The organism is Caulobacter vibrioides (genome assembly GCF_002310375.3).
Classification (GTDB): Bacteria; Pseudomonadota; Alphaproteobacteria; order Caulobacterales; family Caulobacteraceae; genus Caulobacter; species Caulobacter vibrioides_D.
Map to the genome: position 1 here is coordinate 2,572,897 of NZ_CP023315.3, position 20,945 is coordinate 2,593,841.

20 protein-coding genes and 1 pseudogene are annotated in these 20,945 nt (G+C 67.0%); 8 read left to right on the top strand and 13 right to left on the bottom strand.

The features are described from left to right. The 6 genes from zwf to fliL form a co-directional block, all read right to left on the bottom strand. Window positions 1–1,464: a glucose-6-phosphate dehydrogenase gene (zwf, locus tag CA606_RS12155; RefSeq protein ID WP_096050892.1), complete on the bottom strand. Its 1,464-nt coding sequence runs from the start codon at window positions 1,462–1,464 to the stop codon at window positions 1–3. Between the two features lie 232 nt (window positions 1,465–1,696). Next, window positions 1,697–4,570, bottom strand: coding sequence for a tetratricopeptide repeat protein (locus CA606_RS12160; RefSeq protein WP_096050891.1), 2,874 nt, complete (start codon window positions 4,568–4,570; stop codon window positions 1,697–1,699). Window positions 4,571–4,579: 9 nt separating this feature from the next. Beyond that, window positions 4,580–5,362, bottom strand: coding sequence for a MotE family protein (locus CA606_RS12165; protein ID WP_096050890.1), 783 nt, complete (start codon window positions 5,360–5,362; stop codon window positions 4,580–4,582). Then, window positions 5,359–5,943, bottom strand: a complete 585-nt coding sequence (locus tag CA606_RS12170; protein ID WP_096050889.1) for a DUF6468 domain-containing protein — start codon at window positions 5,941–5,943, stop codon at window positions 5,359–5,361. Before CA606_RS12170 ends, CA606_RS12165 begins: the two co-directional genes overlap by 4 nt. After that, a complete protein-coding gene (gene fliM / locus CA606_RS12175) occupies window positions 5,940–7,064 on the bottom strand; it encodes a flagellar motor switch protein FliM (protein WP_096050888.1) in 1,125 nt (374 codons plus the stop codon). Before fliM ends, CA606_RS12170 begins: the two co-directional genes overlap by 4 nt. A 27-nt stretch (window positions 7,065–7,091) precedes the next feature. Beyond that, window positions 7,092–7,709 carry a flagellar basal body-associated protein FliL gene (fliL, locus tag CA606_RS12180; RefSeq protein WP_096050887.1) on the bottom strand — a complete coding sequence of 206 codons (618 nt, stop codon included), beginning with the start codon at window positions 7,707–7,709 and terminating at the stop codon, window positions 7,092–7,094. 226 nt (window positions 7,710–7,935) lie between these two features. Between fliL and flgF the strand changes: the two genes are divergently transcribed. The 5 genes from flgF (at window position 7,936) to CA606_RS12205 (ending at window position 11,612) form a co-directional block, all read left to right on the top strand. Further along, window positions 7,936–8,673 (top strand): flagellar basal-body rod protein FlgF, encoded by a 738-nt coding sequence (gene flgF / locus CA606_RS12185; protein ID WP_096050886.1) that lies wholly within the window; start codon window positions 7,936–7,938, stop codon window positions 8,671–8,673. A gap of 13 nt (window positions 8,674–8,686) precedes the next feature. Next, window positions 8,687–9,475 carry a flagellar basal-body rod protein FlgG gene (flgG, locus tag CA606_RS12190; protein WP_096050885.1) on the top strand — a complete coding sequence of 263 codons (789 nt, stop codon included), beginning with the start codon at window positions 8,687–8,689 and terminating at the stop codon, window positions 9,473–9,475. A gap of 4 nt (window positions 9,476–9,479) precedes the next feature. Continuing rightward, on the top strand, window positions 9,480–10,283 hold the full coding sequence (gene flgA / locus CA606_RS12195) for a flagellar basal body P-ring formation chaperone FlgA (RefSeq protein WP_096050884.1): 804 nt from the start codon (window positions 9,480–9,482) through the stop codon (window positions 10,281–10,283). 13 nt (window positions 10,284–10,296) lie between these two features. Then, window positions 10,297–11,031, top strand: a complete 735-nt coding sequence (flgH, locus tag CA606_RS12200) for a flagellar basal body L-ring protein FlgH (protein ID WP_096050883.1) — start codon at window positions 10,297–10,299, stop codon at window positions 11,029–11,031. Between the two features lie 116 nt (window positions 11,032–11,147). Further along, window positions 11,148–11,612 (top strand): hypothetical protein, encoded by a 465-nt coding sequence (locus tag CA606_RS12205; protein WP_181242567.1) that lies wholly within the window; start codon window positions 11,148–11,150, stop codon window positions 11,610–11,612. Window positions 11,613–11,627: 15 nt separating this feature from the next. Here the strand turns inward: CA606_RS12205 and CA606_RS12210 are convergent, their stop codons facing one another. The 6 genes from CA606_RS12210 to CA606_RS12235 all read right to left on the bottom strand — a co-directional run bounded on the left by CA606_RS12210 (window position 11,628) and on the right by CA606_RS12235 (window position 18,095). After that, window positions 11,628–13,208, bottom strand: a complete 1,581-nt coding sequence (locus tag CA606_RS12210; RefSeq protein ID WP_096050881.1) for a glycoside hydrolase family 43 protein — start codon at window positions 13,206–13,208, stop codon at window positions 11,628–11,630. A 95-nt stretch (window positions 13,209–13,303) separates the two neighbouring features. Next, the gene (gene dxs / locus CA606_RS12215; protein ID WP_096050880.1) at window positions 13,304–15,226 is read right to left on the bottom strand and encodes a 1-deoxy-D-xylulose-5-phosphate synthase; all 1,923 of its coding nucleotides are present in this window, start codon (window positions 15,224–15,226) and stop codon (window positions 13,304–13,306) included. A 17-nt stretch (window positions 15,227–15,243) separates the two neighbouring features. Beyond that, window positions 15,244–16,128 carry a polyprenyl synthetase family protein gene (locus CA606_RS12220; RefSeq protein WP_096050879.1) on the bottom strand — a complete coding sequence of 295 codons (885 nt, stop codon included), beginning with the start codon at window positions 16,126–16,128 and terminating at the stop codon, window positions 15,244–15,246. 37 nt (window positions 16,129–16,165) lie between these two features. Next, window positions 16,166–16,420 carry an exodeoxyribonuclease VII small subunit gene (locus CA606_RS12225; RefSeq protein ID WP_062093816.1) on the bottom strand — a complete coding sequence of 85 codons (255 nt, stop codon included), beginning with the start codon at window positions 16,418–16,420 and terminating at the stop codon, window positions 16,166–16,168. 98 nt (window positions 16,421–16,518) lie between these two features. Beyond that, entirely contained in the window at window positions 16,519–17,133 is a 615-nt protein-coding gene (locus CA606_RS12230; RefSeq protein WP_096050878.1) for a histidine phosphatase family protein, read from the bottom strand. Window positions 17,134–17,174: 41 nt separating this feature from the next. After that, the gene (locus CA606_RS12235) at window positions 17,175–18,095 is read right to left on the bottom strand and encodes a histone deacetylase family protein (RefSeq protein WP_096050877.1); all 921 of its coding nucleotides are present in this window, start codon (window positions 18,093–18,095) and stop codon (window positions 17,175–17,177) included. 16 nt (window positions 18,096–18,111) lie between these two features. On the opposite strand from CA606_RS12235, the gene CA606_RS12240 reads away from it, so the two are divergent. Then, complete coding sequence (locus CA606_RS12240; protein ID WP_096050876.1) at window positions 18,112–18,648, top strand: GNAT family N-acetyltransferase; 537 nt, start codon at window positions 18,112–18,114, stop codon at window positions 18,646–18,648. A 68-nt stretch (window positions 18,649–18,716) separates the two neighbouring features. Here CA606_RS12240 and CA606_RS20080 read toward each other — a convergent pair. Further along, window positions 18,717–18,800 (bottom strand): annotated as a pseudogene (locus CA606_RS20080) (hypothetical protein); the annotation flags it as partial. A gap of 39 nt (window positions 18,801–18,839) precedes the next feature. On the opposite strand from CA606_RS20080, the gene CA606_RS12245 reads away from it, so the two are divergent. Together CA606_RS12245 and CA606_RS12250 are read left to right on the top strand one after the other, a co-directional pair. Then, window positions 18,840–20,018 carry a vWA domain-containing protein gene (locus CA606_RS12245; protein WP_096050875.1) on the top strand — a complete coding sequence of 393 codons (1,179 nt, stop codon included), beginning with the start codon at window positions 18,840–18,842 and terminating at the stop codon, window positions 20,016–20,018. 392 nt (window positions 20,019–20,410) lie between these two features. Beyond that, on the top strand, window positions 20,411–20,914 hold the full coding sequence (locus CA606_RS12250) for a hypothetical protein (protein ID WP_181242568.1): 504 nt from the start codon (window positions 20,411–20,413) through the stop codon (window positions 20,912–20,914). Window positions 20,915–20,945 lie beyond the last annotated feature (31 nt).

Here is a 20,945-nt window from a genome sequence, read left to right on the forward strand (position 1 = left end):
TCAGGCCTTCCAGGCCCGACCGCCGGGCGAGATTAGCCCCTGAGCGGACTGCGGCCCCCAGGTGCCGGCCGCATAGTGCGCCGGTTCAATCTTGGCCTCTTCCCAAGCCGCCGAAACGCCGTCGATGAAGCGCCAGGCCTGCTCGACCTCGTCGCGACGCACGAACAGGGTGCGGTCGCCACGGAACGCGTCGACGAACAGCTTCTCATAGGCGATGCGGCGACGCCCACCGGTCTGGCCGAACGACAGCGACAGCGGCAGCGACTGCAAGCGCATGCCCTCGTCCGAAAGACCCGGGCGCTTGTTCATGATCGTCAGCGAGATGTCCTCATCCGGCTGCAGATCGATCACCAGCCGGTTGGCGCACAACTCGCCGTCGGTGGCCGGACCGAAGATGTTATGCGGCAGCGGCTTGAACTGGACGACGATCTGGGTGCGGCGATCGGGCAGGTTCTTGCCGGTGCGCAGGAAGAACGGCACGCCGTCCCAACGCCAGTTGTCGATAGCCACCTTCATGGCCACGAAGGTCTCGGTCTTGGTCGGCTTGCCGACCTCCTCGACATAGCCCGCCCGCGCGCCGCCCTCGACCACGCCGGCGACATACTGACCGCGCACGGTGTCGTGGGCGACTGTCTCCTTGGTAAAGGGCCGCAAGGAGCGCAGCACCTTGACCTTCTCATCGCGCACGGCGTCCGGATCAAAGCCCGACGGCGCTTCCATCGCCACCAGGCACAGCAGCTGCAGCATGTGGTTCTGCACCATGTCCCGCAGCGCGCCGTACTCGTCGTAATACGGCCAGCGGTCGCCGACCTTCTCGGTCTCGGCGATGGTGATCTGCACGTGGTCGATCGTGTTGCGATCCCACAGCGGCTCGAACAGCACGTTGGCGAAGCGCAGCGCCGTCAGGTTCTGGACCGTTTCCTTGCCCAGATAGTGGTCGATGCGGAAGACCTGGCTCTCGTCGACCACGGCGGCGACGGCGGCATTGGTGGCCTTGGAGCTTTCCAGGTCACGACCCAGCGGCTTTTCGAGAATCAGTCGGGTTTGCGGACCCGTCAGCCCGGCGGCCTGAAGCGCCTGGCAGGCCGGACCATAGAGGCTGGGCGACAGCGAGAAGAAGATCACCAGCGTGCCGTGCGCGCCGATGCGCTCGGCCAGCTTCTTGGTGTCGTCTTCGCTGGTGATGTTGGCCGGGACGTAGTCAAGACGCGCGGCGAGGCGATTCCAGACCGCCTCTTCGACCGAGGCGCGCTTGCCCAGTTGCTCGCGCACCAGCGCCTTGTAGCTGGCCGCGTCGTGGTCAGCCCGCGCGACGCCGACGATCCGAAGATCATGCGGCAACAGCCGGTCAAGTTCGAGGAAGTAGAGCGAAGGCAGCAGCATTCGGAGCGCCAGATCGCCCGCTCCGCCCAGCAGCACCAAGACTTCGCGGCCGTTATCGCCGGCTTCGTTGTTCTTAGCCAATGTCGTCCACCCTATGACAACGTTGTCATGACATGCCTGCGACTGAAAGGCAAGCGGCCGCGTGTCACGCCCATCCGATTGGCGCGCGGCGGGCCCTAACTAGGCCAATCGCCCGGAGCCCGCCATAAGACCAATTCGTTTTCAGATCAGATATTTGGCGAATTCCCCCGCCGCCTCGAAACGCCTTGCCCTTACGGGGGCGTTTAGACGGGCGTTTGAGGTGAGCCCTGCCCTATCCGCCGGCGCGCGCGGGCGCGCCCGCCGGCTGCCCGGTGCGGAAGCGTTCCTTCAGGCGCCCGATCCAGCCGTTGAACGCTTCGTTGTCGGCGGTGACCCGTCCAAAGTCGGCGGGGGACACCGATCCCAGCGACATGCCCTGTAGCGCCACCCGAAGACCTTCGGGGTTGCTTGCCGTATCGATGAAGCCGGACCAGCGGGCGCGCAGTCGACCCAGCGCCGCGTCATCGTCGGCCAGGCTATAGGCCACGGCGGCGCGCAGCAGTCGGGCCTCCTCGGCGGCGCTCAACGCTCCGCCCGTCCTGAAGCGGTCGCCCAGCGCGCGCTCATAGAGCGCGCCGGCGGCCGGCCATGACTTTTGCTTCCAGGCGATTTCGCCACGGATCTCCTGCCCGTCGCGGCTGGTGTCGGTTTCGACGAGATCTAGCGCCGCGTCATAGCGCCCAAGCCCCATCAGGGCGCGCGCAGTGGCCAGACGACGCTCGGCGTTCAGGGCTGGCGGCAGGATCGTCGTGCGCGTGGCGTTGATCGTGTTCAGCGCGTCCTCGGGCTTCTTGTCCATCAAGTAGATCCAGGCCAGATCCGTCGCGACCTGGGCCTTGGGAACGCCGTTGAGGCGGTTCTCGACCTGATACTTCAGAAGCTTCGCCGCATCGTTCAGCAGATCGACGTCAACGAGGCGGCGCACGAGGTTGCGCACCATCTGGTCGCCGTCGGCGCCGATCGGCGTCAGGTCCTGGAAGTCGTAGAACAGACCCACGGCCTGGATAGGCTGCATGCCGTCGGCCAGGCCTTGCAGGAACAGCTGGCGGAACGCTTCGGAGAGATCGTTCTGCAGCGCGACGGCCTCGGGGCGGTCCGACAGGCGTCGACCAGCGGACCGTAGCGCCTCCAGCGCCTCGCGATACCGGCCCTGGTCGATATAGAGCTTGCCCAGCGCGCGGATGACTTCCAGCTCCACGCCATCGCCCCGCCAGCGATAGCGCAGTTGATTGAGCGTCTCGGCGGCCTTGGTCGCGTTGATCTCGCCGCGCGCGTACTGCAGCTGGGTCGCATGCAGCGTGGCCGGCGCGGCGATGCGATTGATCGGCGCTTTCGCGATGGCGGTGTACATGCGCTGCGCGCGCACCTTTTCGCCCTTGGCCTCGAAGATGCGCGCCTGAATCAGCCGGATGTCCAGCTGGTCCTCGATGGGGATCTTCGGCTGGGCCAAGGCCTTGGTCACCGACTGCATGGCCCCCGTCAGGTCGCCCACGCCCAGCGCGGCCTCGGCCTGGGCCTTCAGGAAGCGCGCGCGCCAGATCGGCGGGAAAAGGTCGAGCGCGCGGGAGCCGTTGGCGAACTGGGTGCGCGCATCCAGCCATTGACCGTTCTTGGCCGAGATGTAGCCGCGCCACAGGGCGCTTGAGGGCTCGTCGGCCAGCACCGGCGAGGAAAAATCCGCATCGGCTTCCGAAAGACGGCCGGCCAGCACGCGGGCCACGCCGCGCAGACCGCGGAACTCCGGGTTCCCCATCATGGTCTGGTGCTTGCGCGCGCCGGCGTTCAGAACCCCGATCGCCTCGAAGGACATCTGCGAACCGACCAGGAACCGCGCCAGCGCCAGTCGCGCGGCGACATCGGCTTCATCGTCGCTTGCGGCGGATACAGCGCTCTGCAAGGCGTTGTAGCGGGCTAGGAACCCGCCGGACCCCGTCTTGGGCCAGGCCTCCAGGTCGATCAGCGCCGGCATGGAAAGCGGCTGCGGCGCGCCGGCGGTCGCTTCTTCGGGCGGGGCGGCCGCCGAAGCTGGCGACAGGGCCAGACCCTTGGGCCGGCCGATCCGTACCTGGTCGGCTTGCGCCTGAACCATCAGGTCGGCCGCGTAGGCCTCAGCGGCCAAGCCTTGCGCCGATTGCAGCAGCGCGAACTCGACATACTCGCGACGCGACGGCAGGCCCTTGGCCGGAGCCAGGGCCGGCGCGACGATCATGCGATCGCCCACGGCGGGGTCGTCGACCCAGATCGCCCGCGTCACCCCGGCAACGGCTGCGGAAAGCCCCGCCGACGCCGATTTCTCGGCGCGCGTGACCTGGATGATGTCCGGGCTCTGCTGCGGGCCCGCGCCGAAGCTGACGCGCCAGGATGGGCCTGAGCCGACCGCGACATAGGGCTCGCCAGGCGGGGCCACCACTCGCAGCGCGACATAGTCGGCACCGCGATAGACCTGCAGCTTCGAATAGCGCGGCGTCGTGCCGGGCAGCTTGGAGATGTCCAGCCGCGCGGGCGTATCGAAGACGATCCACACCGCCTCGCCCCGTCGGAAGACCGCCGCGCCAGCCGGCGCGGCCCAGTCGAACGACAGGGTGACCTGACCGTCCCGACGGTCGATGCCCGCACGGACCACGCCATCGCGCGGCATGGGATTGGGACGACCGATCGGCGCCGGCGCAGCCGCCGGAGAGGCCGCCGCCGCGGACGCGATGGCGCCAGCCTTGGGGTAGATGTTGACGAAGTCGACGCCGTCCGCCGTGCCCAGCTTGGCGTCGGCGTCATCGGTCAGGGTGAGAACGATCTCCAGCACGCCGTTAACGCGGCGCGCATCCGCCGACTTGATCCAGCGCGGCGGCGCGATCTTCAGCGCGGAAAGATTGGGATTGGCGTCACGACTGAAGCGCAGGATCAGGGTCTGCCCCTGCCGCACCGGCGTCATCCGCGCGCCGCCCGCCCAGTGGAACTCGACGCGTGAGAACTCCGCCGCCTGCGCGACACGCACGTCCAGCGCCCCGCGCGCCGCGGTCGGCGGCGGCGCGGCGTAGCCGGTCGGCGCCAGCGTGCCCGCGATGCACGCGGCGGCGACGCTGGAACGCAGGAGCTGGCGGAGGGTCATGGGCCTCCCTTAACCAGCCTGGTTGGCGGGCGGTCTGGCGGCGGCGGGCGCGGCGCCCGCCAGGGGGCCGGCGGCGCGCTGGCCTGGCGCAGCGTTGTCGGCGACGGCCGCCTTGCCCTTGTCGACCGCGGGATTGGTCAGGCGCGAGGCCAGGCGTTCGGTCAGGATCTTGGCGTCGCCCGGGGCCATGTTGGCCAGGATCATCGCCAGGGTCTTTTCCTTCATCTTGGCCGCGATCGGCAGGCGAACCTCATCCGACAGCAAGGTCATCCGCGCGGCGGCGTCCTTGGGCTTCATGCCCTGATAGACGACCACCAACCGATCAACCTCAGCCTGCTTCTGAGCGTCGACCTGGCCCAACAGCCCCTGGATATCGCCCTTCAGGCCCGTCAGAGCCTTCATCTTGGCGTCCAGCTTGGCCTCGGCGGCCGCCAGCAGCTGCAATTGGACGTCGATGTCCTGCTCGCGCTGATCCAATTGCCCACGTCGCGCGCCCAGGCTTTGCAGGATGCGCAGCTCCGCAGGCGACAGGCCCGCCTCGCGCGCCAGGGCGTCGGCCGACGGCGCGCAGACCCGGGGCGGCGGCGCCTTGGCGGCGGCCGGCTGACCCGCGCCTTCGGCGGACGGTGCTTCTTCGCCTTCCTTGCCCTCGGGCTTGGCGGCGCCCTCTGCGAACGCCTTGGCGCCGCTGACCAGGTCCGGCAGCGACTTGGCGCCCGACAGGGCGTTGATGGCAAGCACGCCGCCTGCGGCGACGCCGATCAGGGGCAGGATGCGCGGAATGTTCTTCATCGGCGTGGCGCTCGTGGATTGCTGGCGGGGCGCGGCGGATCAACCGGCCCGTCGAACAGGTCATCATCAACCCGCGCACGTGAACGCGGGGTTTCCTGGCTCAGGTTTGGGCGCGGCGCCGGGCGCGGAACCGGCTCGCCGCGAACAGCGCGCTCGGCCCGATCTTCGCGCTCCAGCAGGCGCTCGAAATCCGCCGCGGACAGCCGACGCTCGCCGGGTGAGCCGGTCGGCGGAGGCTCCATCGTGCGCGTTGGACGCGGTGGCGTCTCGCGGTCCGGCGCGGTTTGCGCCACGGGCGGTGCGGGCCGGTTGACCCGCTCTTCCAGCTGTGTCGCAAGGGCCTGAGCGCGCTCGATCCGGACGGCCAGGGTCTCGGCGGCCTCGTCGGTCGCGGCGCGAAGATCGGCAAGGCCCTGCTCGGCCCGCGCGGCGGCTTGGTCCAGATCAGCGACCGCCTTGGCGAAGCCTTCGTGGCTGTCGCGCAGCGCCTTCAGCCGGCGTTCCAGCCGCCACCCAAAGATCAGCGCCGCGATCAGCAGCACCGCCAGGAAGCCGTTCATGGCGAGGGCGACGATGCTCATTTCAGCTTCTGCACGGCCTTCTTCGCCGCCGGCGTCAGCGGCGCCTCAGCGCGGACGGCGATCGAATGGTTGCGGCGTCCCATGCGGCCGCGCGTCAGCGGGATGGCGCCGGCGCGCAGCTCCACCAGGCTGTCGGGCGTGGCGTTCAGCATCAGGGTGTCGCCAACCTGCATGTTCAGCACGCGCGACAACGGCACCTGCTGCTCGTCAAGGACCGCGCGGACCTCCATCTGCGTGGTCCACAGCTCGGTGGCCAAGTGGCCTTCCCAGATGTTGTCGCGACCGAACTTCTCACCCATGAACTGCTGCAGCAGCATCTTCCGGATGGGCTCCAGCGTCGCGTAGGGCAGCAAAAGCTCGATACGGCCGCCGCGGTCTTCCATATCGATCCGCAGCTTGACCAGGATGGCCGCGTTGGCGGGACGGGCGATGGCGGCGAAGCGCGGGTTTGTTTCCAGGCGGTCGAGCGAGAAGTTGACCGGATGCAGCGGCTCGAACGCGCTCTTCAGGTCATGCAGCACCACCTCGATCATGCGCTGCACCAGCACGCGCTCGATCGTGGTGTACGGCCGGCCTTCGATGCGCATCGCCGCCGTGCCGCGACGACCGCCCAGCAGCACGTCGACGATCGAGTAGATCAGGTTGGAGTCGACCGTCAGCAGGCCGTAATTGTCCAGTTCCTCGGCGCGGAACACCGCCAGGATGGCCGGCAGCGGGATCGAGTTCAGATAGTCCCCGAAACGGATCGAGCTGATGTTGTCGAGGCTGACCTCGACGTTGTCCGAGGTGAAGTTCCGCAAGGAGGTCGTCATCAACCGCACGAGGCGGTCGAAGACGATTTCCAGCATCGGCAGACGCTCGTACGAAACGAGCGCCGAGTTGATGATGGCGCGGATGCCCGTGCGGTCGTCGGAACCATCGCCCGAAAGATCGAAGCCCAGAAGGCTGTCGATCTCGTCCTGGTTCAGGATCCGCTCGGAGGCGCCATCGCCGGCGCCGTCGTCCCAGCCGCCCATGCCGCCGGAAAAATCGCCGAACTGGTTCACGCCCTCTCCGCCGCCGGGAGGGTTCTCCGAGGCCCACTGGGCCATCGCCGCCTGATCGTCGAGCTCGTCCGCCATAATCGTTCGCCCAACCAGCCCCAGGGGCTAGTTGATCAGCATCTCCTCGATGAGCACGGCGTTCACCTTGGCCGGCGCGGCGACCAGGTTCACCCGGCGCAGCAGCTCGACGCGCAGCTGGTAGGTGCCCTGGCTGCCGTTCAGGTCTTCAGGGCGAAGCTCGCGAAGGAAGGTCTGGAACATGTCCTGCAACCTGGGGAGATTCGGCGTCAGCTCATCGGCCGTTTCCTCGTCGGGCAGCTCGAAGGTCAGCTTCAGCTTCAGGAAGGTCGACTTGCCGTCGGCCGTCTGCATGTTCACGACGATGTCGGGCAGCGTGTAGAACACGATACCGTCGGGCCCTTCCTTGATGACCGGCGTTCCCGCCGCGCCCTCTGCGCCCTTCTCGCCGTCCTTCTTCTCTTCCTTCTTCTCTTCCTTTTTCTTTTCCTTCTTCTCTTCCTTTTTCTCGCCGTGCTCGCCCGCTTCAGCGGCCGGTTTCGGCTTCAGGAGGAAAAAGGCCGCAGCGCCGCCGCCGCCCAGGACGAGCACGCCCGCAGCGATGGCGATGATCAGGATTGGCGGCTTCTTTTTCGCCGGAGCTTCGCCCTCAGCGCCCTCTTCGCCTTCGGGAGCGGGAGCTTCCTTGTCGGGTTTCTTGGCCACGCGCGCGGTTCCTTGGAATCTACACCCGTACTCATGCGCGAAGCATGGTTAACGATGTGTTTTGGCGGGCAATTGGTCGCAGGCTGAATCTGCCCGGCAGAGTCCGCCCCGCACCCCGGCGTTAACCTTCCTATTTATTGATTTATAAGAGCTTTTAGCGTTGGCACGAAGGTTGCTTCTGAGGGCGTGACGCATTTGTCGCGTCAGCCGCCCGAGTTAACTCGCCATGGACAACGCGCTTTATGTCGGCCTCTCGCGTCAGATGACGCTGCGCCGCGAGCTCGACATCGTGGCCAACAACATCGCCAACGCCAACACCACGGGCTTCAAGGTCGAGGATCTGATGGTCCGCACCGAGCAAGCCAAGCCGGCCAAGACGCTCGACGGCTCCTCGCCGGTCAAGTTCGTCTTGGACACCGGCGTCGCCCGCAATTTCAGCCAGGGCCCGATGACCAAGACGGGCGGCGACTACGACCTGGCGATCAATGGCATCGGGTTCTTCAAGGTCCAGACCGCCGGCGGCGAGCGCTATACGCGTGACGGCCGCTTCACCACCAATCCCGAAGGCGTCCTAGTCACCCAGGCCGGCGCGCCGGTGCTGGACGACGGCGGCGGCCAGATCACGATCGATCCGCGCCTGGGTCCCGTGACCATCGGCAAGGATGGCATCGTCAGCCAGGGCGCCTTGCGGGCCGGCCGCATCGCGATCGTGCGCCCCGACGACCTCTCCAGCCTCGCCAAGGACGGCGACAACCTTTTCCGCAACACGACCAACACCGCCCCGCAGCCCGTCACGGACGCCCAGATCCACCAGGGCATGCTGGAATCCTCGAACGTCCAACCGGTCATCGAGATCACCAAGCTGATCGAGATCCAGCGCGCTTACGAGAGCGTCGCCAAGATGATGGACAACACCGCCGAACTCTCGCGCACCGCCGTCGAGCGGCTGGGCAAAGTCAATTAAGGAACGCTAGCCGATGCAAGCACTCCGCACCGCCGCTTCGGGTATGGCTGCTCAGCAGCTGAACGTCGAAGTCATCTCGAACAACATCGCCAACATGAACACCGTTGGCTTCAAGCGCCAACGGGCCGAGTTCCAGGACCTGCTGTACCAGACGATCGAGCGGGCGGGCTCGCAGTCGTCCAGCGACGGCAATATCGTGCCGACGGGCGTGCAGGTCGGCGGCGGCGTCAAGGCCGGTTCGGTCTATCGCATCACCGAGCAAGGCACCCCGACCCTGACCGACAGCCCGCTGGACCTGGCGATCCAGGGCAAGGGCTATATGCCGGTCCTGCTGCCGTCGGGCGAAACCGCCTATACCCGGGCCGGCAACTTCTCGACCAATGATCAGGGCCAGATCGTCACCGAAGACGGCTATCTGGTTCAGCCGGGCATCACGATCCCGCAGAACGCCACCGACATCACGATCAGCAAGACCGGCCTTGTGCAGGTCAAGCTGGACGGCCAGACCGCCCCCCAGACCGTCGGCCAGATCCAATTGGCCACCTTCCTGAACGAAGGCGGCCTGGAAGCGATCGGCGACAACCTGCTCCTGGAAACCGCCGCCTCGGGCGCGGCGACCCTGGCCGCCCCGGGCGAACCGGGCTTTGGCATGCTGCTGCAGCACTACACCGAAGCCTCGAACGTCGATGCGGTTTCGGAAATCACCGCCCTGATCACCGCCCAGCGCGCCTACGAGATGAACTCGAAGGTGATCTCGACGGCCGATCAGATGCTGCAAGCCACCTCGCAGATGCGGTCGTAAGCTCATGAAAACCTTTCTCTTCGCCGCCGCCGCGACCCTGGTGATCACCGCTCTGTCGGCGCCCGCCTTCGCCGGAACGCCGGTGACCCTGCGGATGGACACCACGGACGCCGATGGCCGCATCACGCTGGGCGATCTGTTCGACGGCGTCAGCGGCCCCGCCGCCAACCTGGTCGTCGCCCCCCGCATCGGCGCCACCGCCGTGCTCGACGCCGGCCAGGTGCAGGTCTCGGCCCGTCGCGCCGGCTACGACTGGACCAACGCCAACGGCGTGCGCCGGATCATCGTCCGCGAAGGCGTCGATAACGGCGGCGTCTCGTCGACCGCGACGGCCGGCGCTCAGCTTGCCGGAGCCCGTCTTGCCGGCGCCGCGCGCGCCAATGTGGAAGTTCTTGCCTACGCCCGCAGCCTGTCGGCCGGCGAAATCGTCCAGCCCGAAGATCTGATCTGGGTGAAGATGGCCGGCGCGCCGGCCGATGCGCCCCGCGACGCCGACGCCGTCATCGGCCTCGCCGCCAAGCGCCCCCTGCGCGAAGGCGCTCCTGTCGCGATGAAGGATGTCGCCGCCGCCCAGGTCATCAAGGCCGGCGATCTGATCACCATCACCTATGAGGACGGCGGGATTTCCCTGTCGCTGCAAGGCAAGGCCATCGGCGGCGCGGCCGCCGGTGATGTGTTCGCCGTCCAGAACACCCTGTCGAAAAAGGTCATTCAAGCGGTCGCTATCGGCCCCGGCGTCGCCGCCGTCGGCCCGCAGGCCCAGACCTTGCAAGCTCGTTCGCAACCCCTCCGTTTCGCTGCTCGCTAAGAGGCCAAAGACCATGCGTCGTCCCGCCATCCTCGCCGCCGCCGTTCTTCTGGCCCCGCTGGCCGCCTGCTCGACCGTCAAGGAAGCCGTCAAAGGCCCTGAGCTGGCCCCGGTCGGCTACCCGGCCCAGCTGGCCCCCATGCAGCAGCAGTATGTGTCGGCCCGCGAGCCCGCCCCGCAGGCGGCCTCGGCCAACTCGCTGTGGCGCGTCGGCGCCCGCGCCTTCTTCAACGACCAGCGCGCCAGCCGCGTCGGCGACATCGTCACCGTGATGATCGACATCGACGACAGCGCCAGCACCAATAACGCCACCAACAGCTCGCGCACCTCGACCGGCAAGGCTGGGGTCAGCAACTTCCTGGGCCTGGAGTCGAGCCTGGGCAAGGTGCTGCCGGGCGGCTTCGATCCCGCCACCGCTGTGGACACCAACTCGGCCTTCACCAACGCCGGCTCGGGCGGCGTCAGCCGCTCGGAAAAGATCAGCCTGACCATCGCCGCCGTGGTCAGCCAGGTCCTGCCCAACGGCAACATGGTCATCCAGGGCACCCAGGAAGTGCGCACCAACGCCGAGCTGCGCCAGCTGACGGTCGCGGGCATCGTGCGCCCCGAGGACATCTCCTCGGCCAACACCATCCGTCACACCCAGATCGCCGAAGCCCGCATCAGCTACGGCGGCCGCGGCGACATCAGCCGCGTGCAGAAGACCCCGGCCGGCCAGTCGCTGGTCGAGAAGTTCTCGCCCTTCTAGGCGCGGCTTTCCGGACACAATTGTCGGGCGCGGCGGCCGAGAGGCTTCCGCGCCCGATGCGTTTCAGGAGCCGTTCAGGTGCGCTCAGCGTTGATCCGATCAGGAGGATCATCGTCATGTCGCCCCGCAGTCTCGCCCTGGCCGCCCTTTCACTCGCGACCGCCCTCGCCGGCTGCGCGCACGAAAGGATGGTGTCGACCGGGTACCAATGGGCCTATCTCGGTAACGACACGGCAGAGCCCCGCCTCGCCTACGGCCGCCCCAACAGCGACGACGTCGTGATGATGATCCGCTGCCAGCCGGGCCGCGACCAGATCGATCTCGCCGTGGCGGGCCTAAGCGAGGCTGAACTGGTTCTGGCGTCTGGCCGGACCCAGAGCCGCTTTGAGGCCGTGAAGGTCCAGGATCCCATGAGCGGCGATCTTCTCGAAGCGCGAGGGAAGGCCAGCGCCCCGGCGCTTAAGGCGTTCCGTCAGTCCGGCGCCCTTGCCGTGCTCACCAAGGACAAGCGCCACAGCCTGGCGGCTAAAGCCCACGATCAAGGGCAGGTGCACGCGTTCTTCAAGGCTTGCGGCGCCTAGACCCGAAGGTCGCGCCTAGGGTTTGCCCAAGGTGAAGCTGTCTATGTCGAGCCGCCCTTGCCCACCGTTGGGATTGTAGCAGAACAGGCCGAACTGCTCGCCCTGGAAGGTGCCGGTCCTCCAGTCGAACGCCAACGGAAAGTCACCCGGCAGCGTGACCCAGGCCTTGCCGTCCGGGCTGTAGCTCAGCGTGCTTTTGTCGGTCGTGAAGTCCATCGTCACAGCCAGCCACAGATCGGTCGGAGCAACCTTGTGAGGCTGGGAGACCGAGAGGATCTTTGATCCCTGGACCGTGCTCTCGATCAAGCGTGCGCTGACCGCCCCCTGGCCCTCTGAGGTTCGGGTTACGACCAATTGGCTCGAAAACTTGCCGAAGGAGCCGAGGCCGCACTGGTCGCCGACCGCCAGCCCCCGAATATCCAGCTTGGCAACGCCCCGGCTTCGCGGTCCCTGCCCCTTCTGAACGAGCGTGTTTCGAGCGGTCCAAAAGGCGTCGCTCGTTGTCGCCTTCAACCGCATGAACCCTGGCCGCTCGGTCAGTGACCACCGCTGGTCGTCAGGATTATGGTTCCACTGCCATTGGCGCCCCAGCACGCTCGTCGAGAAATCATCAGAGCTGGGCGGCTCCTTGAACGGGTGGCCCTGGATCGGCTTCACGGCGCTGGCGGGCGCCCGGCCGGGGGCCTCGGGCGTGCCCCACACAGGCCAGTCGTCCTGCCAGAACACCGGACTGATATTGGTCACGCGACCCACTGCGCCAGCGTCCAGCATGACAAAGCCGTACCAGCCTCCGTCGGGCAAATCGACGAGTGCGCCCTGGTGCCCGCCTGTCGTGTCATCGATTTGAGGCCGCGTCTCCCAAGGGCCGGTGAGGCTCTTGGCGCGCGAAACCGTCAGTCCCAGGCGAGAGGGAATAGCGTTGAACAGATAGTACCAGTCGCCACGCCGGATCAGCTTGGAGCCTTCAGCGCCCTTGTTGAAGTGGACGACGCGCGCGTCGACCACGGCGGACAGGTCGTCGTTCAGGCTCAGCAGCGTGATCGTGCCGTCCGAGCCTATCGACGTTACGATATAGGCTTTCCCATCGGTGTCGAAGAACAGGCCGGGATCGAAGGCCTCGCGGTCGAGCTCCCACATCGTCCAGGGCTCGGTGACCCCGGCGGCCGAGTAGATCCGCGTGCGGCCGCCCACTGGCGTCACAGCGACGTAGAAGCGGCCCTTGTGATAGCGCAGGCTAGGGGCGTAGACGCCGCGCCGATAATCACCGCCCTCGGTCAGGTCGTACTTCGGGTTGCCTGTCAGCCTCGGCATCACGTGGCTGGCGATGTCCCAGTTTACCAGGTCCTTGGAATGCAGGATCACCAAGCCGGGCGTGTTCACAAAGGTCGTCGAGGCAAAATAGAAGTCCTCGCCGACCCGGATGATGTCGGGATCGGGATAGTCGGCATTGAGCGGCGGGTTCGTGTAAGTCCCCTGCCCTGAGTCCGAACGCCAGACCTGCGCGACGCTGACGGGGGCCGCTGCGATGATGAGCAAGCCGACGACGCCGCACGATAGGGACCTTAGCACCGCTCCCAACCTCGTCGCCTGCGCCATCCCAGGACTCCCCAAAACTGATGCCGACGACAATCCAGCACGCGCACCGCTGACGAAAGACGTCAGCGGTCTTGCCCCGGCAGCTGCGGCCGTGATTAAGCCCGCCGCCCCGTGCCCGCCGCGCTGACATTGTCCATGCCCAGCGCCGACAGCGCCCCGCTCAGGATGCCTTCGGCGTCCAGACCGGCCTGGGCGTACATCGCGTCAGGCTTGTCTTGATCCTGGAAGACGTCCGGCAGGCAAAGCGTGCGGATCTTCAGGCCGCGATCGAAAGCGCCGTGCTGGGCCAGGGCCTGCAGCACGAAGGCGCCGAAGCCGCCCATGGCGCCCTCTTCCACCGTGACGATGGCTTCGTGCTCGCGCGCCAGGCGCAGCAGCAGATCAAGGTCCAGCGGCTTGGCGAAGCGGGCGTCGCAGACCGTCGCGGAAAGCCCGCGCGCGGCCAGCAGGTCGGCGGCCTTCAGGCTCTCAGACAGGCGGGTGCCGAACGAGACGATGGCGACGCTGGTTCCCTCGCGGACGATGCGACCCTTGCCGATCTCCAGCGGCTCGGCGATGGCCGGCATGTCCAGGCCCAGCCCCTCGCCGCGCGGATAGCGGAAGGCGCTGGGGCGGTCGTCGATCGCCGCAGCGGTGGCGACCATGCGGGCCAGCTCCACCTCGTCGGCGGCGGCCATCAGCACCATGCCCGGCAGAGCGCCCATGAAGCCGATGTCGAAGCTGCCGGCGTGGGTGGGACCATCGGCGCCGACGAGACCGGCGCGGTCCATGGCGAAGCGCACCGGCAGGCCCTGGATGGCGACGTCGTGCACCACCTGGTCGTAGCCGCGCTGCAGGAAGGTCGAATAGATCGCCGCGAACGGCTTCATGCCGTCGGCCGCCATGCCCGCAGCGAAGGTCACCGCGTGCTGCTCGGCGATGCCGACGTCGAAGGTGCGCTCGGGGAAAGCCTTGCCGAACAGATCAAGGCCGGTGCCCGAGGGCATGGCGGCGGTGATCGCGACGATCTTGTCGTCCTTCTCGGCCTGCTTGATCAGTTCCTGGGCGAAGACCTTGGTGTAGCTGGGCGGGCCGCCGGCCGCCTTCTGCTGCTGGCCGGTGACGACGTCGAACTTGACCACCGCGTGCAGCTTGTCGGCCGCGCCCTCGGCCGGGGCGTAGCCCTTGCCCTTCTGGGTGACGCAGTGGACCAGCACCGGCTTGTCGCCGAACGCCTTGGCGTTCTTCAGCACGCTGACCAGGGCGTCCATGTCGTGGCCGTCGATCGGGCCGACATAGTAGAAGCCGAGCTCCTCGAAGAAGGTGCCGCCGGTGACCATGCCACGGGCGTATTCCTCGGCCTTGCGCGCGGCTTCGCGCATCGGCGTGGGCAGCTTCTCGACGACGGTCTTGCCCAGCTTGCGCACCGAACGATAGGCGCCGCCCGACACGAGGTTGGCGAGGTACGCGCTCATGCCGCCCACTGGCGGGGCGATCGACATGTCGTTGTCGTTGAGGATGACGATCAGGCGCTTGGTGGTGTCGGTCGCCGCGTTCATCGCCTCATAGGCCATGCCCGCGCCCAGCGAGCCGTCGCCGATCACGGCGATGACGCTGTTGTCCTCGCCCTTGGCGTCACGCGCGGCGCAGAAGCCCAGCGCCGCCGAGATAGAGGTTGCCGCGTGGGCCGCGCCGAACGGGTCGTACTCGCTCTCGGCCCGCTTGGTGAAGCCCGACAGGCCGCCGCCCTGGCGCAGGGTGCGGATGCGGTCGCGGCGACCCGTGAGGATCTTGTGCGGATAGGCCTGGTGGCCGACGTCCCAGATGACGATGTCCTTGGGCGTCTCGAACACGTGGTGCAGGGCGACCGTCAGCTCGACCACGCCCAGGCCCGCGCCCAGGTGTCCGCCCGTCACCGACACGGCGTCGATCGTCTCGGCGCGTACCTCCGCCGCAAGCTGCTTCAGCTCCGCGAGGGACAGCCCGCGCGTGTCGGCGGGCGAGACGATGGTGTCGAGGAGAGGCGTTTTGGATGACATATCTGTAAAAAGCGCGGTCAGTTGCGACGGTCCAGCACGAAATCAACGCTCACGCGGAGATGTTCGGCTCGTTCGCCAAAGATTTCGAGATGGGAACGCGTCTGCTCGGCCAAAAGCGCCACGCGCTCCTTGGCCGCATCCAACCCCAACAAAGTGACGTAGTTGGCCTTGCCCTTGACGGCGTCCTTGCCGCCGGCGGCCTTGCCCAGGGTTTCCTCGTCGCCCTCGGCGTCGAGGATGTCATCGACGATCTGGTAGGCTAGGCCCAGGTCCTGGGCGAACGCCATCAGGGCCGATCGCTCGGCGTCCTTGGCGCGGGCGATGATCAGCGGAATTTCAAAGGCGAAGGCGATCAGCGCGCCCGTCTTCAGGCGCTGCATGCGCGCCACCGCGCCCAGGTCGTCGCGAACGCCCAGGAGGTCGATCATCTGGCCGCCGCACATGCCGCGCGCGCCAGAGGCGATGGCCAGCTTGCGCACCAGCTCCGAGCGGACATGGCCGTCGTCGTGGGTGTCGGGATGGGCCATGATCTCGAAGGCGGCCGTCTGCAGCGCGTCGCCCGCAAGAATGGCCGTGGCCTCGTCATACTGTTTGTGCACGGTGGGACGCCCCCGACGCACGTCGTCGTCGTCCATCGCCGGCAGATCGTCATGCACCAAGCTGTAGGCGTGGATGCACTCCAGCGCGCAAGCCGCGCGCAGCACCGGTCGCTCGGGCAGGTCGAACATTTTGCCCGTTTCCAGGGCGAAGAACGGCCGCAGGCGCTTGCCCGGGCCCAGGGCCGCATAGCGCATGGCCTCGGTCAGGCGGCTCTCGGGACCGTCGGCGCGCGGCAACAGCTCGTCCAGCGCCACGGTGACGATGTCGGCCGCCTGGACGATCCGCTTGGCAAGGTCGCTCATGAGGGGGTCCCCTCGCACGCCGGGCGCTCGCCGGGCATCAGTTGAACTCGGCCGGTTCCGCGGCCACCGCGCCGCCCTGCCCCAGCACGATCTTTTCGACCTTCAAGCGCGCGGCCTCGAGCTTCTTCTCGCAGTGCGCCTTCAAGGCCGCGCCGCGCTCGTAGATGTCGATCGAGCGCTCAAGGGCGGCCTGGCCCGACTCCAGCTCCTGGACGATGCGCTCCAGCTGCGACAGCGCTTCCTCGAAGCTGAGGGCGGAGATGTCGGCGGGAGTATTCGCAGCGTCGGTCATTTCAACTCTCAGGTGAACAGCCGTCAGCCTAGTGGCGACAAGCGGCGCGGGCAACGGCCTAGAGCCAAGGCGTGGTTAAGGGAAGAGGCTTTGGCGGGTCAGGCGCGGCGGAAGCGCTTGATGCTCCAGTAGGCGTGACCTTCATCAACGATCTTGGCCCAGCCTCGCTGCTTCAGGGCGTCGGCGATCATCCAGTTGAAGAAGCCGTGCGCCAGGACCAGCACGTCCTGGCCGCCGCCGGCGATCTCGATCAGCAGATCTGCGGCCTGACCGGCGCGCGCCTCGGCTTCCTTGCGCGTCTCCTGGCCGCCGTGATTGTCGAAGAACCACCACCAGAAGCGCGCGAAGAAGCCCAGACGCTTGGGCGACATCCGCAGCCACAGCGGCCACGGCGGCGGCGGCAGCGGCGCCTCAATGAAGGTCGGATCCGTGGCGAAGGCCCGCTCGCCCACCACCGCCTGGGCGGTCTCGATCGAGCGCCGCCGGGTCGACGCGATGATGGTGTCGGCGCCTCGGGCGAGCTCCACCAAGGCGTTCGGCGGGGTCTGGCCAGCTTTCAAACCGCCCTCTTCGTAGCGGCCCCACCACTCGCCGTACTCGGGCGCGTTCAGCCTCACCTTGCGCGACAGGGCGGGTTCGCCGTGGCGGGCCAGGGTGATGACGCCCGGTCGCGCGGGCGCAGATGAGGGGGCGGCGATGGTGGAGTCGACCATGATAAAGAGAAGTCAGGCGACCCGAGGGCCGCGCCGTCTTCTCACCCCTCCTGAAGAGCGCGGACATGCGCTGCGGCGGAACGCCCTAGCGCCTGAAGGTCGTAACCGCCCTCGAGCGAGGACACAACCCGGCCCTTCGCGCGGGCCCTGGCCACCGACAGGATCGCGCGGGTCGCCCAGGCGAAGTCGTCCTCCTCCAGGCTTTGCGCCGACAGGGGATCGCGCGCATGGGCGTCGAAACCGGCCGAGATGATCACAAGTTCGGGGGCGAAGGCGTCGACCTTGTCCATCAGGCCCTCGAATCGCGACCGCCAGGTTTCGCGCGAAGCATGGGCGGGCACCGTGGCGTTGGCGATGTTGCCCAGGCCCGTCTCGCTGGGATCGCCGGTGCCGGGATAGAGCGGCGACTGGTGGATCGAGGCGACGAACACGGTCGGGTCGTGCTCGAAAACGGCTTGGGTGCCATTGGCGTGATGGACGTCGAAATCGACGATCGCCACGCGCTGCAGACCGGCGGCCTGCGCGGCCCGGGCGGCGACGGCGACGCTGGAGAAGACGCAGAACCCCATCGCCACGCCAGGCTCGGCGTGATGTCCGGGCGGGCGTACGGCGCAGAAGACGCGCTGGGCGCTTGCGCTCGCCACGGCGCGCACCGCAGCCACGCTGGCGCCGGCGGCCCGCCGCGCGGCCGACAGACTCCCCGCCGACAGAACCGTGTCGGGATCCAGCGCCACCCGTCCCGTCGAGGGCGCGGCGGCGAAGACGGCGTCCACATAGGCCTTGGGATGAACCCGCAGCAGATCCTCGACCTCGACCAGCGGCGCGTCCATCGGATCGAGCGCCAGATTCGGATCGTCGTTCAACGCGTCGAGCACCGCCCGCAGGCGTTCCGGGCGCTCGACGTGCCGATCGCCCGGCCGGTGGTCGAGCATGTCCAAATGCGTATAAAGCGCAACAGCCATGGGAGACTCCTAGACCGTGAACGCCGATCCGACCACCGCCTCGTACACCATTCGTCGGGCCACGATCGATGACGCCGATACGGTGTCCAGCCTGGGCGCGCGCACCTTCAGCGAAACCTTCGCCCACCTCTATCCGCCCGAGGATCTGGAGACGTTCCTCGCCTACGCCTATGGCCTGGAGCGGACGCGCAATGACCTCGCCCATCCGGACAAGGCCACCTGGCTGATGGAGGACGCAGACGGCGAAGCGATCGGCTACGCCCTGGCTGGCCCCTGCGACCTGCCGCACGACGAGGTCAGCCCCGAGGACGGTGAGCTGAAGCGGATCTATGTGCTGAAGAGCCACCAGGGCGGCGGCCGAGGCTCGGCCCTCTTGAAGACCGCCCTCGACTGGCTGGAGCCCGCCGGCCCGCGTCGGCTGTGGATCGGGGTGTGGTCGGAGAACTACGGCGCGCAGCGGCTCTACGGTCGTTTGGGCTTTACGAAGGTGGGTGAGTATTTCTTCCCCGTGGGCGAGACGCAGGATCTGGAGTTCATCCTGCGGCGGGGGTGAGGGGCGAAATTGCGGCCCCCTCCGGCCCTGCGGGCCACCTCCCCCGCTTCGCAGGGGAGGAGGAAAAGCTAGCCCTCCTGCCCCGCTTGCGGGGGAGGTGGATCGCCGCGGATACGCGGCGAGACGGAGGGGGCGTTGCGCGGCTCGCCATTACGCTCCACAATCCGAACACCTGTTCGAAAGTCGCGCCGATGTTCCTCCGCTTCTTCTCTGAGCTCCGTCAGGCCAAGGTGCCCGTCAGCCTCCGCGAGTACCTCCTGCTCATGGAGGCGCTCGACAAGGACGTCATCGACCGTTCGGTGGAGGACTTCTATTTCCTCTCGCGCGCCAGCTTGGTGAAGGACGAGAAGAACCTCGACAAGTTCGACCGGGTGTTCAGCCACGTCTTCAAGGGCCTGGAGACGGTCAATGACGGCCTGGCCGCCGACATTCCTGAGGAGTGGCTGAAGGCCCTGACCGAAAAGTTCCTCACCGACGAGGAAAAGGCTCAGATCGAGGCCCTGGGCGGCTTCGAGAAGCTGATGGAGACCCTGCAGGAGCGCCTGCGCGAGCAGAAGAAGCGCCACGAGGGCGGCAACAAGATGATCGGCTCGGGCGGCACCAGCCCGTTCGGCAATAACGGCTACAACCCCGAAGGCGTGCGCATCGGCCAGGACAAGGGCCGCCACGGCCGGGCCGTGAAGGTCTGGGACAAGCGCGAGTACAAGAACCTCGACGACAGCGTCGAACTGGGCACCCGCAACATCAAGGTGGCTCTACGCCGCCTGCGCAAGTTCGCCCGCACCGGCGCGGCCGAGGAACTGGACCTGAACGGCACCATCAAGGGCACCGCCGAGAAGGGCTATCTCGACATCCAGCTGCGGCCCGAGCGCCGCAACGCCATCAAGGTGCTGCTGTTCTTTGATATCGGCGGCTCGATGGACAGCCACATCAAGCTCTGCGAGGAGCTGTTCAGCGCCGCGCGCACCGAGTTCAAGAACCTGGAGTTCTACTACTTCCACAACTGCCTCTATGAGGCCGTCTGGAAGGACAATCGCCGTCGCCAGACCGAGAAGATCCCGACCTTCGACGTGCTCCACAAGTTCCCGGCCGACTACAAGGTGATCTTCGTCGGCGACGCCACCATGAGCCCCTACGAGATCACCTATCCGGGCGGCAGCGTCGAGCACTGGAACGAAGAGCCCGGCGCGATCTGGATGCAGCGCGTCACCGACATCTATCAGAGCTGCATCTGGCTGAACCCGACGCCCGAGCGCCACTGGGACTACACCCAGTCGATCGGCGTCATGCGCCAGATCATGGCCGAGCGGATGTTCCCGCTGACCATCGAGGGTCTGGACAAGGCCATGCGGGAGTTGGTGCGGGGTTAGGGACGCGGGGGTGAATTAAGTCCTCCGCCACCAAATCCAGCTCCCCTTGGTTCAGCTCGATTTTGAGTTGGCGGCGGCGAAAGCGGCCATGCTACGCCATACGCGTATTGGTGGAGCTTTGACGTATGTTCGCGGGCCATTCTCAAGCGGGCGAGCTTCGGCGCTGCGTCAATCGCCGAGCGACCCTAGCAAGTCTTTTGGCCCTGGTTGGCGTCGGTGGGTGTTCTCGAGCGCCACAGGTGGTCTTTCGAGTGCGCCTGACATTCCACTTCAGGCATCCGGCAGGCCCCAAATCGTTCTCAGGGGTTTGGGAGATTTGGCTGACGGAGGTCAGCGCTTTTCCCAGCCCTGGAACTAACTCGATACAGACCCTGATCGGTGAAGCGATCCCCATGCCGTTTGACAATGGGCGAATAGCCTTTGCGCTGCTCGTCGATTTTGGCGGAGCCAGTGGCGTTGATGGTGCCGGGCTTGCCAGTCTGGCTCAAAACGTCGGACTCGTGAGCTGGTCCGGTAGCTCAGCGCTCAGCTACGCCTATCCAGACAAGGACTTCTGGGCAAAGTCTAGTGGCATGAGCGCAACCGATCTGCGAGCTGCCACGCCAAGCGTTCCCGCGCGGCTTCCGCCGAGATTTATACCCGCGTTCGCAACTTTCGATGACCTCGCCGATCCGAAGACGGGGCGCTTTCTTGATCCAACGGATCTGTCCTCGGTCGCAGGCCCCGGGTGTGCGCTCGACTACGCTGAAATCCAGCTCGTCAATGATCCGCCCACGCGCGGAGCTTCGCAGTTCCTGCCGTGGCTTGGGACACCATCCACAGAGCCAGACGAGCCGAATTGGACCGACTTTCGTCAGCACCCAGAATACTTTGTGCGGAAAGCGCCGGAATGGTGATCAAGAACGATCTGTTCCGGCGCTCCTCGCG

Coding starts and splice junctions, on each gene's coding strand:
- CA606_RS12235 (WP_096050877.1), bottom strand. CDS start 18,095: ATGGCTGTTGCGCTTTATACGCATTTGGACATGCTCGACCACCGGCCG.
- CA606_RS12210 (WP_096050881.1), bottom strand. CDS start 13,208: ATGGCGCAGGCGACGAGGTTGGGAGCGGTGCTAAGGTCCCTATCGTGC.
- flgG (WP_096050885.1), top strand. CDS start 8,687: ATGCAAGCACTCCGCACCGCCGCTTCGGGTATGGCTGCTCAGCAGCTG.
- CA606_RS12245 (WP_096050875.1), top strand. CDS start 18,840: ATGTTCCTCCGCTTCTTCTCTGAGCTCCGTCAGGCCAAGGTGCCCGTC.
- CA606_RS12220 (WP_096050879.1), bottom strand. CDS start 16,128: ATGAGCGACCTTGCCAAGCGGATCGTCCAGGCGGCCGACATCGTCACC.
- fliM (WP_096050888.1), bottom strand. CDS start 7,064: ATGGCGGACGAGCTCGACGATCAGGCGGCGATGGCCCAGTGGGCCTCG.
- CA606_RS12165 (WP_096050890.1), bottom strand. CDS start 5,362: ATGAAGAACATTCCGCGCATCCTGCCCCTGATCGGCGTCGCCGCAGGC.
- CA606_RS12170 (WP_096050889.1), bottom strand. CDS start 5,943: ATGAGCATCGTCGCCCTCGCCATGAACGGCTTCCTGGCGGTGCTGCTG.
- flgA (WP_096050884.1), top strand. CDS start 9,480: ATGAAAACCTTTCTCTTCGCCGCCGCCGCGACCCTGGTGATCACCGCT.
- CA606_RS12160 (WP_096050891.1), bottom strand. CDS start 4,570: ATGACCCTCCGCCAGCTCCTGCGTTCCAGCGTCGCCGCCGCGTGCATC.
- flgH (WP_096050883.1), top strand. CDS start 10,297: ATGCGTCGTCCCGCCATCCTCGCCGCCGCCGTTCTTCTGGCCCCGCTG.
- CA606_RS12225 (WP_062093816.1), bottom strand. CDS start 16,420: ATGACCGACGCTGCGAATACTCCCGCCGACATCTCCGCCCTCAGCTTC.
- dxs (WP_096050880.1), bottom strand. CDS start 15,226: ATGTCATCCAAAACGCCTCTCCTCGACACCATCGTCTCGCCCGCCGAC.
- CA606_RS12230 (WP_096050878.1), bottom strand. CDS start 17,133: ATGGTCGACTCCACCATCGCCGCCCCCTCATCTGCGCCCGCGCGACCG.
- CA606_RS12205 (WP_181242567.1), top strand. CDS start 11,148: ATGTCGCCCCGCAGTCTCGCCCTGGCCGCCCTTTCACTCGCGACCGCC.
- CA606_RS12250 (WP_181242568.1), top strand. CDS start 20,411: ATGCCGTTTGACAATGGGCGAATAGCCTTTGCGCTGCTCGTCGATTTT.
- flgF (WP_096050886.1), top strand. CDS start 7,936: ATGGACAACGCGCTTTATGTCGGCCTCTCGCGTCAGATGACGCTGCGC.